The 13,419-nt window shown below is 61.0% G+C and carries 8 protein-coding genes; all 8 read left to right on the forward strand.

All coding sequences use genetic code 11. The annotated features are described in order from the left end of the window. The first annotated feature begins 624 nt into the window (after positions 1–624). The 8 genes from IEY47_RS00790 to IEY47_RS00825 all read left to right on the forward strand — a co-directional run bounded on the left by IEY47_RS00790 (position 625) and on the right by IEY47_RS00825 (position 13,314). On the forward strand, positions 625–4,641 hold the full coding sequence (locus IEY47_RS00790; protein ID WP_188981241.1) for a bifunctional nitrate reductase/sulfite reductase flavoprotein subunit alpha: 4,017 nt from the start codon (positions 625–627) through the stop codon (positions 4,639–4,641). Between the two features lie 54 nt (positions 4,642–4,695). Continuing rightward, complete coding sequence (locus tag IEY47_RS00795; RefSeq protein ID WP_229779120.1) at positions 4,696–5,994, forward strand: nitrate regulatory protein; 1,299 nt, start codon at positions 4,696–4,698, stop codon at positions 5,992–5,994. A gap of 543 nt (positions 5,995–6,537) precedes the next feature. Then, positions 6,538–7,866, forward strand: coding sequence for a CmpA/NrtA family ABC transporter substrate-binding protein (locus tag IEY47_RS00800; RefSeq protein WP_188981242.1), 1,329 nt, complete (start codon positions 6,538–6,540; stop codon positions 7,864–7,866). A gap of 15 nt (positions 7,867–7,881) precedes the next feature. Then, positions 7,882–8,754 (forward strand): nitrate ABC transporter permease, encoded by an 873-nt coding sequence (gene ntrB / locus IEY47_RS00805; RefSeq protein WP_188981243.1) that lies wholly within the window; start codon positions 7,882–7,884, stop codon positions 8,752–8,754. 10 nt (positions 8,755–8,764) lie between these two features. Beyond that, positions 8,765–9,610, forward strand: a complete 846-nt coding sequence (locus IEY47_RS00810) for an ABC transporter ATP-binding protein (RefSeq protein ID WP_188981244.1) — start codon at positions 8,765–8,767, stop codon at positions 9,608–9,610. A gap of 226 nt (positions 9,611–9,836) precedes the next feature. Next, on the forward strand, positions 9,837–10,133 hold the full coding sequence (locus IEY47_RS00815; RefSeq protein ID WP_188981245.1) for a hypothetical protein: 297 nt from the start codon (positions 9,837–9,839) through the stop codon (positions 10,131–10,133). A 181-nt stretch (positions 10,134–10,314) separates the two neighbouring features. Continuing rightward, on the forward strand, positions 10,315–11,337 hold the full coding sequence (locus IEY47_RS00820; protein WP_188981246.1) for a ligase-associated DNA damage response exonuclease: 1,023 nt from the start codon (positions 10,315–10,317) through the stop codon (positions 11,335–11,337). 237 nt (positions 11,338–11,574) lie between these two features. Next, entirely contained in the window at positions 11,575–13,314 is a 1,740-nt protein-coding gene (locus IEY47_RS00825) for an ATP-dependent DNA ligase (protein ID WP_188981247.1), read from the forward strand. The last annotated feature ends 105 nt before the right edge of the window (positions 13,315–13,419 follow it).

Consider the following 13,419-nt stretch of genomic DNA (forward strand, 5'->3'; position numbering starts at 1 on the left):
ACCGCTGCACCATAGCTTTTGCACCGGGCATGCCAACGACCGAGTGCCCCTGCTAGAAACAGGCCACAAGGCCCGGAACGCGAGCGTTCAAACGCTTTCAAGCTCTTCTCGCACCGTTGATTGGCAGTGAAACAGACACCTTCGCGACAAACCAAAACCGTGCAGATGATCCGGCCCTTGCACCAAAGGTGAACAAAAAACGGGGCGGCTCGACCCAAAAAACTGGCCACCAAGACCTCCTGAAGCTCCTTACCTATCTTTCCCCAGACATGCGCATCATCCGGTGCATATACCCACCGTGGGAGCGGGCCATGCCCGCGAAAGGAACTGATCAGGCCAGGCATCAATGGGCTTGAGACCGCATCGCGGGCATGACGGATCGCCGCCCGACCCGCTCCCACATACACATATGCCTAGCTATCCAAGACTTCAGTCCACGCGATCATGAACAGGTTCTCGCAGTCTGCCTTCCGCCCTCTGGCTCGCCACTTGCAAAACAGCCGTTGCAGCGATTCCCAATGGATCGCCCTCTTCACGACAAAGGCGCCGTACCACTTCTGTTTTTTCGAACGGAACGTGGACGGCGCCTTTTGCGTTTCTGCTTTACGTTTTTGGAAGGCCGGCATGAAGACAGTGAAAAGCGTGTGTCCCTATTGCGGTGTCGGCTGCGGCATCGTCATGGATGTGGAGAACGACCGCGTCGTGAAGGTCAGCGGGGACAAACAACATCCCAGCAACTTCGGCCGGCTCTGCACCAAGGGCAGCACCTGTCACCTGCCCATTGCCGATAGTGGTCGCATGGAGCACGCCTATCTTCGCCGTGTGCGCGGTGGCGATCCTCTGCCCGTGGCTCTCGACGAAGCCATTTCGGAAACCGCGAATCGCCTGCGCGACATTCTCGACGAGCACGGTGCGGACGCCATCGCGCTCTATGTGTCCGGGCAGATGTCGCTGGAAGCGCAATACCTTGCCAACAAGCTCGCAAAGGGTTTCATCGGCACCAATAACATCGAATCCAACTCCCGGTTGTGCATGGCCAGCGCCGGTACTGGCTACAAGTTGTCGCTGGGTTCAGACGGCCCTCCCGGCGGCTACGACGACTTCGATCACGCCGACCTGTTCTTCGTCAGCGGCGCCAACATGGCGGACTGTCACCCCATCCTTTACCTACGCATGATGGATCGTGTGAAAACCGGTGCACGGTTGATCGTCGTCGACCCACGCCGTACTGCCACCGCCGACAAGGCCGACCTTTACCTGCCCATTCGACCCGGAACCGACCTTGCCCTACTCAACGGCCTGCTCCATCTATTGCTGGAAAACGGCCACTGCGACGAAGACTTCATTGCTCGTCACACCGAAGGCTGGGAGGCGATGCCAGCCTTCCTTGCGGACTACACCCCCGCGAAAGTCGCCGCACTGACCGGGCTGGACAAAAGCGCTATCCGCCAGGCCGCGCAATGGATCGGCGAAGCCGGAGAATGGATGAGCTGCTGGACCATGGGCCTCAACCAGAGCACCCATGGCACCTGGAACACCAACGCGCTGTGCAACCTGCACCTCGCCACGGGCAAGATCTGCCGCACCGGCAGCGGCCCCTTCTCGCTGACCGGCCAACCCAACGCCATGGGCGGACGTGAAATGGGCTACATGGGCCCGGGCCTGCCCGGCCAGCGCTCGGTCCTGAACGAGACGGACCGCGCGTTCGTGGAGGCGGCCTGGAAGATTCCGGCGGGCACGCTGCACACCCGCCTGGGCAAAGGCACCGTTGCTATGTTCGAGAACATGCGAGCGGGGCTCATCAAAGCCTGCTGGATCATCTGCACCAACCCGGTCGCCAGCGTGTCGAACCGCGCCACAGTGATCGAAGCCTTGCAGACGGCCGAACTGGTAATCGCCCAGGACGCCTACCTCGACACCGAAACCAATCGCCATGCCGATGTGCTACTCCCCGCCGCATTGTGGGCCGAGGCGGACGGCGTGATGATCAACTCCGAGCGCAACATGACGCTCGCCCCCCAAGCGGTAGCGCCACCGGGTGAGGCGTTAGCTGATTGGCAGCTCATCGCCAGGGTCGCCACCGCGATGGGCTTTCATGGCTTCGAATATGCGTCCGCTGCCGAGGTGTTCGAGGAGATCAAGGGTTTCTGGAACCCGGTGACGGGCTACGACATCCGCGGTGTCAGTCATTCGCGCCTGCGCGAGGCGCCCGTGCAGTGGCCGTCCGCGCCGGGCGACGAGTCAGTACGGCATCCAATCCGCTACCTCAACTCCGGTACCAGTCAGTTGTTGCGGCTGGAAGAAAATGGCGCGACGCCGACGCTGAATTTCGCAACGGCGTCGGGCAAGGCGCAGTTCTTCCCTCGCCCGCACATGGACGCGAAGGAGCTACCTGATACGGACTTCCCGTTCCTGCTCAACACCGGCCGGCTCCAGCATCAATGGCACACGCTGACCAAGACCGGAAAGATCGCCACCCTCAACAAGCTCAACCCCAAGCCTTTTATCGAAGTGCACCCGCAGGACGCGAACGCACTGAACGTGAAAACTGGCGAGTATCTGGAAGTGCGTTCGCGGCGTGGCCGTGCAGTGCTCCCCGTTCAGGTCAGCGACCGGGTTCAGCCGGGCAACGCGTTCGCGCCCTTTCACTGGAATGATCTCTACGGCGAAAACCTCGCCATCAACGCCATTACCAGTGACGCAGTCGATCCGCTGTCACAGCAACCAGAACTGAAGGTGTGTGCGATCAGCCTGATGAAGGTGGAATTGCTCGAACATCAATTCCTGCCCACGACAATACCCCAGGAAGCAATCGCGACCACTCCGCTGCACGCCTTGGCCACGACACTCGACATTGCGGATGAGCCACGCCCCGTGCTCACCGCAGCCGAACGAACCTGGATGGCGGGCTTCATCGATGGTGCCCACGCGCGGCAGCTTCCTGGCATTCCGACCCTGCCGGCCACTGCGCCAATCGAGCCGGCAACCCGACTCTGGCTGGATGGATTGCTTGCCGGACTGTATGCCGAGGCCATACCGCTCAAAGATGACGCACCGAGCATAGCCGTGCTCTGGGCCTCGCAAACCGGAAATGCGGAAGGACTTGCCGAACGCCTCGTCACCCATCTTGGTGCCGCAGGGCTCAACGCCCAGAGCCACTGCATGGCGGACTACCCTGTCGAACGTCTCGTGAACGCCGGCACGGTCCTGCTCCTCAGCAGTACCTTCGGTGACGGCGATGCGCCAGACAATGGGCAGGCATTTTGGGAATCGCTCAGCGCCAGCGCCTGTCGCCTGGACGGTTTGCGCTATGCCGTGCTCGCCCTCGGCGACAGTAGCTACGATGAATTCTGCCGTCATGGCGGCAATCTGCACGCGGCGTTCGCCGAGCGCGGTGCAGCGCCCCTACTCGATTGCCAGCGCTGCGACGGCGATTTCGAAGGCCCGGCGCAAGGCTGGTTCGAGCGGCTGACAGCCGTTCTGGATCCCTCGATAACACGTTCCGCAAAACCGCTAGCAACCGGCGTCGACTCGCCGAAGAAAGGCATCTCGAAAGAGCGCCCTTTCGCTTCTCGGCTCGTCGGTAATCTTCGTCTGAACGCCAAAGGTTCACTCAAGGACACTCGCGCCTTCGCATTGCATCTGGACGGCACAGCGCTGACCTACGAGGCAGGCGATGCGCTGGGTATCTGGCCCCGTAACTGCCCCGATCTGGTCGATGAAATTCTTCAGAACGGTCGCCTCGACGGAGAGCGTTGCGTGAACGTGCCAAAGGTCGGCGACGTGTCGCTGCGTGAAGCGTTGAGCCGGCACTACGAAATTGCCCGGCCAAGCACGGACAGCCTTGCGCTGATCGCCGAGCGCAGTGGCAATGAAGAATTGCGCGCGCGCCTGAGTGATGCCGTCGGGCTGAAGGACTGGCTCTGGGGCCGACAGCTGGCGGACGTACTGCACACCTATCCCACAGAACTGGACGCCAACACTCTGCTCGCCAGCCTCAAGCCGTTGCAGCCTCGGCTCTACTCGATTTCATCCAGTGCCAAGGCCTACGCCGATCAGGTCCATCTGACCGTCTCGGCCGTGCGCTACGGCGCGCGCAAGGGTGTGGCGTCGACCTTCCTGGCCGATCGGGCAGAGTTCGATCCAGTCTCGATTTTCGTCCAGCCCACCCGTGATTTCCGTCCGCCAGAGGGTGATACACCGGTCATCATGATCGGCCCAGGAACTGGCGTCGCGCCGTTCCGTGCATTTCTCCAGGAGCGTCGGGCGCGTGGCGATACGGGACGCAACTGGCTGTTCTTCGGCGAGCAACATGAAGCTTCGGATTTCTATTACCGCGACGAACTGCTGGGCTTTCACCATGACGGCCTGCTGACACACCTGAGCCTCGCCTTCTCCCGCGACCAGACGCACAAGCTCTATGTTCAGGACCGCATCCGCGAACAGGGCAACGAACTCTGGCGTTGGCTGGACGCCGGCGCCCACCTCTATGTCTGCGGCGACGCGACCCGCATGGCCAAGGACGTCGACAAGGCCCTGCGCGAAGCCATCAGCCTCCACGCAGGAGTCGACGAGACCCGCGCCGCCGAATACCTGCGCACGATGGCTCAGCAGAAGCGCTATGTACGGGATGTGTACTGACACCGGCTACTGGACCACAACTTGCTACGATGGCCCTACCGTGAACCTTTAGCCATGAATACAGAAGAAATGCCCGATACCCACATGCCGCCGGCGCTGCGCTTCATGCTCGCCGCGCGCCGTTGCGAACTGCAGGGGCTGGAAAGCCTCGCGCTCACCGGTGAGCTGGTAACGCTCATCAGCCAACTGGTGCACGCCCTGCAAAAAGAGCGCGGCTATTCGAACATTTATCTAGCCGGCTCGGATCCAGGTCGATTGCCCGCACTCGATGGGCATACGGCCGAAGCCCAGGCGATGGAGGTTCAGGTCCGCGAGTGCTTCGAACGCTTCGACCTGGACGCCGCCAGCGCTACCGACCGCGCTCGTCTGTTCAACCGTATCGCCTATGTACTCCACGGCCTGGACGATCTGCCCGGCTTACGTCGCCGTATTCGCGACCAGGCCCTTTCTTCAGCACAGGCCACTGTATTTTTCACCCGGCTGATCGGTGGGCTGCTGGCTGTGGTTTTCGAGGCGGCCGATACCGCTCTCGATCCCGTCATCACCCGCGCGCTGGTGGCGATGTTCAATTTCATGCAGGGCAAGGAGCTGGCAGGACAGGAACGCGCTGCGGGGGTCGCCGGGTTTTCCGCCGGCCATTTCACGCCCGAGCAGCTGGATCATGTCCGGCACTTGATCGAAGCGCAGGAGCGCTGCTTCGATGTCTTTACCCAATTCACCGATCGCACCGCTCAGGCGAACTGGCAGGCCCTGCAATACGGCGAGACCATGGCGCAGATCGCGCAGTTGCGCCTGATGGCTCAACGTACGTCTGCCGAGGCTCAGGTCGCTCCATCGCTATGCGATGTCTGGTTCGATCTCAATACCCAACGCATCGACGCGATGAAGGACATCGAGGCCCATCTCGCAAGCGACCTGCTCGATCGCTGCCAACAGGCAATCAAGGTCGCCAAGGCCGATCTCGACAACCATCGATCATTGCTCAAGCGTCTGGCCGGCTTCGACAAGGCAAGCGGCCGCGCCGTGCTGTTCAATGTCCAGGGCAGCACGCTGGATGCAGGGCCGCAGGATGGGGTTGGCTCGCACCTCAACCGCTCCATTCTGGACCTCATGCAGGAACAGAACACTCGCTTGCAAAGCGTCAGCGACGAATTGCGAGAGGCACGCCAGACGCTCGACGAACGCCGCCTGGTCGAACGAGCGAAGAAAGCGTTGATGAAGGAGTACCACCTTTCCGAAAGCGATGCTTATACGCATCTGCAGAATGCAGCCATGCAACGTGGCATGCGGTTGGTGGATGTGGCGAAGAGTGTGTTGGATCAGGTCGGGCGAAAAGGATCGGTGCGGGGGTGAGGTCTTTTTAGGGAGGCGATCGGATCGAGTTGTCTTGTGGTTTGGCTTCAGGGTGGTCAGTGCTTGATAGATCGCGGGCGGCTAAAGGGGATCCCTGCCCGGCCGCCCTTACAGGTACGGTGGATTGACCGCCTATTCATATGCGATCAGTAATTCCTGTAGGGGCGACTTTAGTCGCCCGCGATTTCATAAACACCAAATCCCCTAACCCTGCCCCGCTCCCGAGCATCGCAAACGCTCCCCGCCCATCTTCTGTGCGCGAAATGGCTACGTATTCTAAGTGCCCCCTAGACGCTTCTCCTGCCTGATCACTCTACCCCATTGAATTACATAGCGAATCCTTTCTACCCATAGCGTTTTCGCTCCAAACGTTCTTCAAGCGCAAAGCCTGGCACACAAGCTGCTATTTCCCTTTTCGTGACGAAGCCACGCTTCGCCACCTACAACCAGATTCCAGGACAACGGCGTCCACTCTCGCTTCGGCCTAGCGCCAGCAGCGAGCGTGACGCCGTTTTTTTATGCGCGCCTTTTGGGAGTACGACGATGGACGAGAAGAAGACAGGCAAAGAGAAGTTGGCCAGCGAACCACGCCGGACGTTCATCAAACAAACACTTGGCGTGCTTGGCGGTGCTGCCGTCATGGGCATGCTGCCACCGGGCATGAGTTCGGCCGTCTGGGCGGCTGGCTCCGACGCAGTGGAAACCACCAAGGCCAAGCTCGGCTTCATCCCTCTGACCGACGCCGCTCCGCTGTTCGTCGCAGACGAAAAAGGCTTCTTCGCCAAACACGGCATGACCGATGTAGAGGTCGTCAAGCAGTCTTCCTGGGGCACGACCCGCGACAACCTCGTGCTGGGCTCGGGCAGCGGCGGTATCGACGGCGCGCACATACTCTCGCCCATGCCGTACCTGATCTCAGCCGGAAAGGTCACGACCAACAACACGCCATTACCGATGTATTTGCTGGCACGCCTCAACCTCAATGGCCAAGGCATTTCCATCAGTAACGAATTCAAGGACCTCACGCTCACGACGGACGCCTCCTCCTTCAAGAAGGCCATCGCCGACAAGGTAGCCTCCGGCAAGAAGGTGTCCGCCGCGATGACCTTCCCAGGCGGCACGCACGATCTGTGGATTCGCTACTGGATGGCTGCCGCGGGCATTGAGCCGAACAAGGACCTGCCCACCATCGTCGTCCCACCACCGCAGATGGTCGCGAACATGAAAGTCGGAAACATGGATGCCTTCTGCGTCGGCGAACCATGGAACGCCCAGCTCATCAACCAGAACATCGGCTACAGCGCGGTCACTACGGGCGAGTTGTGGAAGAACCACCCGGAGAAGGCTTTCGGGATGCGCGCCGACTGGGTCGACGCCAACCCCAACGCAGCGAAGGCGCTTCTAAAGGCAATCATGGAAGCGCAGATGTTCTGCGAGGACATGGCCAACAAGGAAGAAGTCGCGGAGATCTGCGCCAAGCGCCGCTGGATCGGTGCGCCCGCCAAGGACTTCCTCGCCCGCCTGCAAGGCACCTTCGACTTTGGCACGGGCCGTGTGGAGGAAAAGAGCCCGCACCTGATGCGTTTCTGGAGCGAACACGCGTCCTACCCGTTCCAGAGCCATGACCTGTGGTTCCTCACAGAGAACAAGCGCTGGGGCTATCTGCCAACCGACTTCGACAGCCAGGCTCTGGTTGCCAAGGTCAACCGCGAAGATATCTGGCGTGCCGCCGCCGGCGAGATGGGCCTGCCCGCAGAGCAGATTCCGACGTCCAAGTCTCGTGGCGTAGAGACCTTCTTCGATGGCAAGACCTTCGACCCGGAAAACCCGCAAGCCTATCTCGACAGCCTGTCCATCAAGGCACTCGCCTGAGAGGAGATCTGACCCATGAATGCTCCCGCCAAGCCTCTCAACGCCCCCGCCGCAGGGATATCCAAGACCGTGAAGCCACAGGCTTCGACGGGTTGGGCTAAGCGCCTGGGCAAAGATCTCGTACAGAAAGTCCTGCCACCGCTGGTCATTACGGCCTTCCTGCTGGTGGTCTGGCAGATGCTGTGCAGCGGCACTAACGCCTCGCTGCCACCGCCGAGCCAAGTGCTGGAGGACACCTGGGAGCTGATCGTCGATCCGTTCTATGACAACGGCGGTACCGACGTCGGCATGGCCTGGCAACTCCTGGCCAGCCTCGAACGCGTGGCCTACGGATACCTGATGGCCGCGGTCGCGGGGATCGCGCTCGGCGTGCTGGTCGGCCAGTCGACCTGGGCCATGCGCGGCCTCGACCCGCTGTTCCAGATCCTGCGGACCGTACCACCACTCGCCTGGCTACCACTGTCGTTGGCGGGCTTCAAAGACAGCCACCCTTCAGCGCTGTTTGTGATTTTCATCACGGCTATCTGGCCGATCATCATCAACACCTCGGTGGGCATCCGGAACATTCCGGACGACTACCGCAACGTTGCCAAGGTGCTGCGCCTGAACGGCTGGGAATATTTCCAGAAGATCATGCTGCCGGCCGCTGCGCCCTACATTTTCTCTGGCTTGCGGATCGGCGTCGGTCTGTCGTGGCTCGCCATCATCGCAGCGGAAATGCTCATCGGCGGCGTCGGCATCGGCTTCTTCATCTGGGATGCGTGGAACGCCTCGCGCATCAGCGACATCATCCTCGCGCTGGTCTACGTCGGTCTGGTCGGTTTCATCCTCGACCGTATCGTCGCATTCATTGGCCATCGTGTTACTCGCGGCACGTCAGCAGGTTAAGGAGAACGATATGAGCAGCTACCTCAGCATCGAAAACATCGACAAGCGTTTCGAACGCAACGGCCTCTCCTCCCACGTGCTGGCGGACGTCAATCTGCAAGTCGCGCGTGGCGAGTACATTTCCATCATTGGTCACTCTGGCTGCGGCAAGTCCACCGTCCTGAACATCGTTGCAGGCCTGATCGATTCCACCAATGGCGCGGTGATTCTCGATGGCAAGGAAGTCAAAGGCCCCGGCCCGGACCGCAGCCTGGTGTTTCAGAATCACTCGCTGCTGCCCTGGCTGACCGTCTACGAAAACGTCGCCCTGGCGGTGGACAAGGTGTTCAAACACGGCAAGAGCAAGGCCGAGCGCCAGGAGTGGACACTGCGCCACCTGGACATGGTCGGCATGAGCCACGCCCTGAACAAACGGCCCAGTGAAATTTCCGGCGGCATGAAGCAGCGTGTGGGTATCGCCCGCGCCCTGGCGATGGAGCCCAAGGTGCTATTGCTGGATGAACCCTTCGGTGCCCTCGACGCCCTGACCCGAGCCCACCTGCAGGACGAGGTGATGCGCATCCAGAGCGAATTGCACAACACGGTGATGATGATCACCCACGATGTCGACGAAGCCGTACTGCTCTCCGACCGCATCGTCATGATGACCAACGGCCCCGCTGCCACCATCGGCGAGATTCTCGATATCGATCTGCCCCGCCCTCGCGACCGTATCGCCCTGGCCAATGACGCTCGCTACAACGGGTATCGTCAGGCGGTGTTGAGCTTCCTGTACGAAAAGCAACGCAAGGTCGAGGACATCGGTCAGCATCGTGCGCGCGGGCAGGAGTCTGCCTCGGTCAAGAAGCAGGCGTGACGTGTATCCAGCTAACTGGGCACTGAATGGCTGGCTTCGCAAGGCGGCTGAAGCCGCCCCTACCAAGGCGTTGCAAGCGCAGAATTCCGGACAAATCGAAATTCTGTAGGGGCGGCCGAGCGGCGATCGCTAGCGCTGAGCACGTAAGCTGGCGCATCTCCCTCCGACAGCTCTCCCGCCCCAATGGTCTATGCTGGACATCCCGATCCGACCCACCGAGGGAAACATGGAACAACGCGATGTCGACTTGTTCATCAAGGCCAAACAGCAAGCTCGTCGAGAGCGGGTGATTGCGCCCATTGCCTTCCTGATATTCGTGGCGTTGGTCATCGGCTACCTGACGGACAGCGTGCCGGACTCTCTCAGCGACCCCCTGATCGCGACATTGATTTCCATATCGCTTATGAACTTCGCATGGAGCGGTCTGGTTCGCAGTAATGACTTGCTGCCCGTCATCGAACGTCAATTGAGCCGCGATCCTGATGCGCTTGCGTACTATCTGAGCAGGCGTAATCACAAGTAGCTTCGTGTGGCGCGCGGTCATGGCTATCGCGAGCCCCGCTCGCCCATACAAGGTGTCGGTGCCTAGGCTCACGCACGCCCTGGAACACGTGAAGCCGTAGGGGCTTATACAAAGTCGATCGTTTGTAGAACTCGGACTCCTCCAAAGCGCTCGAAACCATAAGCCCGTTTCGAGCGTATTCATGGATCTCGTTATCGCCCGGCCCGAAGGCCTGTATTGCCCCCCCGGCGACTTCTACATAGACCCTTGGCGGCCAGTGGACCGTGCAGTCATCACGCATGCCCATGGCGATCACGCGCGCTGGGGGATGAAGCACTACCTCGCAGCCGCGCCAGGTGAAGGCATTCTCCGGTCTCGCATCGGGGCTGACATGCCCTTGCAGACACTGCCTTACGGCGAACGCATCGTGCATCACGGGGTAACCTTGAGCTTTCATCCGGCCGGTCACGTGTTGGGATCCGCGCAAGTCCGTCTGGAATACGAAGGTGAAGTCTGGGTCGCATCCGGCGACTACAAGGTCGAACCAGACGGTACCTGCGCACCATTCGAGCCCGTGCGTTGCCACACATTCATCACCGAATCCACGTTCGGCCTGCCCATCTACACCTGGCAGCCACAAGCGGAAATCTTTGCCGGTATCAATGAATGGTGGCGCGCCAATCAGGCCCAGGGCCGGGCCAGCGTGCTGTTCTCCTATGCGTTCGGCAAAGCCCAACGCATCTTGCATGGCATCGATGACGGGATCGGCCCGATTCTCGTACACGGTGCAGTGGAACCACTGAACCGCGTATACCGTGAAGCGGGCATTCGTATTCCGGAGACGCATTACGCGGGCGATTTCAAGAAGAACGATCCGATGCTACGCGAGGCGTTGATCGTGGCGCCCCCATCCGCCGGGGGCAGCACGTGGATGCGGCGTTTTGGCGATTATTCGGATGCGTTTGCCAGTGGCTGGATGATGTTGCGCGGCACCCGTCGCCGTCGGGGCGTCGATCGGGGCTTCGTGCTCTCCGACCACGCGGATTGGCCCGGTTTGCTTTGGGCGATCGAACAAACCGGCGCCGAGCGGGTGATGGTGACGCACGGCTCGGTGGCAATTCTCGTCCGTTACCTGCGTGAACAAGGGCTCGATGCACAAGGATTCACGACCGAGTATGGGGACGAGGAAGAGGCAGACTTGGTCAAAGAGGGGGCGTCGGTATGACAGCGATGGATACGCTGCCCGCTACAGAAACTGACAACCATGCGCGCCCGGCCGATTCGACCTGTAGGAGCGAGTCGGGCCGCGTTCGGTCGGGCCGCGCTCGGCTTGCTCGCGAAAGCGATCGCCCTACCGACACCTTAGCCACCCTGCATTCCCCCGTACGCGAACCCACAGCACATCGGACAGTCATCAACCGCCATCCCTTGCGAGCCACCTTTAACTGTCTCCGGAGGCCCCATGAAAGCCTTCGCTGAACTCTACGCTCGGCTCGATGCCACCACCTCCAGCAACGCGAAGCTCGCGGCGCTCGTTGACTACTTCTCCGCAGCCGAACCAGCAGACGCGGCCTGGGCGGTTTATTTTCTCTCCGGTGGCCGCCCGCGCCAGCTCGTGCCTACCCGGCTCATGCGAGAACTGGCAATGGACGCCGCCAACCTGCCGGAGTGGCTGTTCGAAGAAAGTTACCAAGCGGTGGGGGATTTGGCGGAAACCGTTTCTCTCCTCGTCCCGACCGCCGAGCACAGCTCCAATGATGGGCTTGCGCAGTGGATGGAAGAAAAGCTCTTGCCGCTTCGAGGCGAACCGCCTGAAGTGCTAGCAGATCGCTTGCCACCGCTTTGGCGGCAACTGGATCGGCAAAGCCTCATGGTCTGTCTGAAACTCATCACCGGCGCATTTCGCGTTGGGGTGTCGAAACTGCTGGTCACGCGGGCATTGGCAACGATGACCGGTCTGGATGCCAAGCGAATAGCCCAGCGGCTCGTGGGGTATACCGATCTTTCCAACCGTCCGGACGCTTCGGCCTATGAGCGCCTTGTCGCGCAGGAATCGGCGGACGAACATGCCCAGCGCGGTGGTCAACCCTACCCGTTCTTTCTCGCGCATCCCCTTCAGTTACCGGTCGAGCAATTCGAGCAAACGCTCGGGCCACCGAGCGCCTGGCAGGTCGAATGGAAATGGGACGGCATTCGTGCGCAGCTTGTGAAACGGGACGGCCGCCTTTGGGTGTGGTCGCGCGGCGAGGAACTCATTAGCGAACGTTTCCCTGAGCTCGACGAGTTGGCGCCGCGCCTACTTGACGGCACGGTGATCGATGGTGAACTGGTGGTTTGGAAGCACGCGCCCGATGCCACGGCGTCGCAGGCAGACCTCATGCAGGACGCCGCCGAGCTTGATAGCCAAACCCTGAACGAACAGGTCGAAGGTGAACTAGAACGGTTCGGCATCCAGCCTTTCGCCCTGCTTCAACAACGGATCGGCCGCAAGACGCTCAGCAAGAAGATCCTTCAGGATGTCCCTGTCGCCGTCCTCGGCTACGACCTTCTCGAATGGGAGGGTCGAGACTGGCGCAGCCACCCGCAGCACGAGCGTCGCGCGCAATTGGAAGCGGTCATCACCGCGTGCGCGAGCCCGCGTCTCATGCCCTCCCCCAAACTGACCGCAAACACCTGGGCGGAACTTGCCGAACAGCGTGAAGCATCGCGGTCGCTGGGTGTGGAAGGCATGATGCTTAAGGCTCGCGATGCACTGTACGGCGTTGGCCGGACCAAGGACATGGGTGTCTGGTGGAAATGGAAGATCGATCCGTTTTCCGTGGATGCCGTATTGATCTATGCCCAGCGCGGGCATGGTCGCCGCGCCAGTCTGTATTCCGACTACACCTTCGCCGTCTGGGACGGCCCGCCCGGTGCCAAGGAGCGCACACTCGTGCCGTTCGCCAAAGCCTATTCCGGCCTTACCGACGAGGAGATGCGCAAGGTGGACGCCATCGTCCGCAAAACCACGGTCGAAAAATTCGGCCCTGTCCGCAGTGTGACACCGACGCTGGTCTTCGAGCTCGGCTTCGAAGGCATCGCCCTCTCCAAACGCCACAAGAGCGGCATCGCCGTACGGTTTCCACGCATGCTGCGCTGGCGACAGGACAAACCCGTCGAAGAAGCCGATACGTTGGCAAATTTGCAGGACTTGTTGCAGTGAGGGCTGAGCTCGTCGTTCTTCCTCAATGGCGGCAGCGCCTGCGATTACGCATTCGCGGGCAAGCGGATCGCCGCCCGGCCCGCTCCTACAGAAACGCGGATGACG

This window comes from Pseudomonas matsuisoli, from assembly GCF_014647635.1.
GTDB classification, from domain to species: domain Bacteria; phylum Pseudomonadota; class Gammaproteobacteria; order Pseudomonadales; family Pseudomonadaceae; genus Pseudomonas_P; species Pseudomonas_P matsuisoli.

Coding starts and splice junctions, on each gene's coding strand:
- IEY47_RS00815 (WP_188981245.1), top strand. CDS start 9,837: ATGGAACAACGCGATGTCGACTTGTTCATCAAGGCCAAACAGCAAGCT.
- IEY47_RS00820 (WP_188981246.1), top strand. CDS start 10,315: ATGGATCTCGTTATCGCCCGGCCCGAAGGCCTGTATTGCCCCCCCGGC.
- IEY47_RS00800 (WP_188981242.1), top strand. CDS start 6,538: ATGGACGAGAAGAAGACAGGCAAAGAGAAGTTGGCCAGCGAACCACGC.
- IEY47_RS00795 (WP_229779120.1), top strand. CDS start 4,696: ATGAATACAGAAGAAATGCCCGATACCCACATGCCGCCGGCGCTGCGC.
- ntrB (WP_188981243.1), top strand. CDS start 7,882: ATGAATGCTCCCGCCAAGCCTCTCAACGCCCCCGCCGCAGGGATATCC.
- IEY47_RS00810 (WP_188981244.1), top strand. CDS start 8,765: ATGAGCAGCTACCTCAGCATCGAAAACATCGACAAGCGTTTCGAACGC.
- IEY47_RS00790 (WP_188981241.1), top strand. CDS start 625: ATGAAGACAGTGAAAAGCGTGTGTCCCTATTGCGGTGTCGGCTGCGGC.
- IEY47_RS00825 (WP_188981247.1), top strand. CDS start 11,575: ATGAAAGCCTTCGCTGAACTCTACGCTCGGCTCGATGCCACCACCTCC.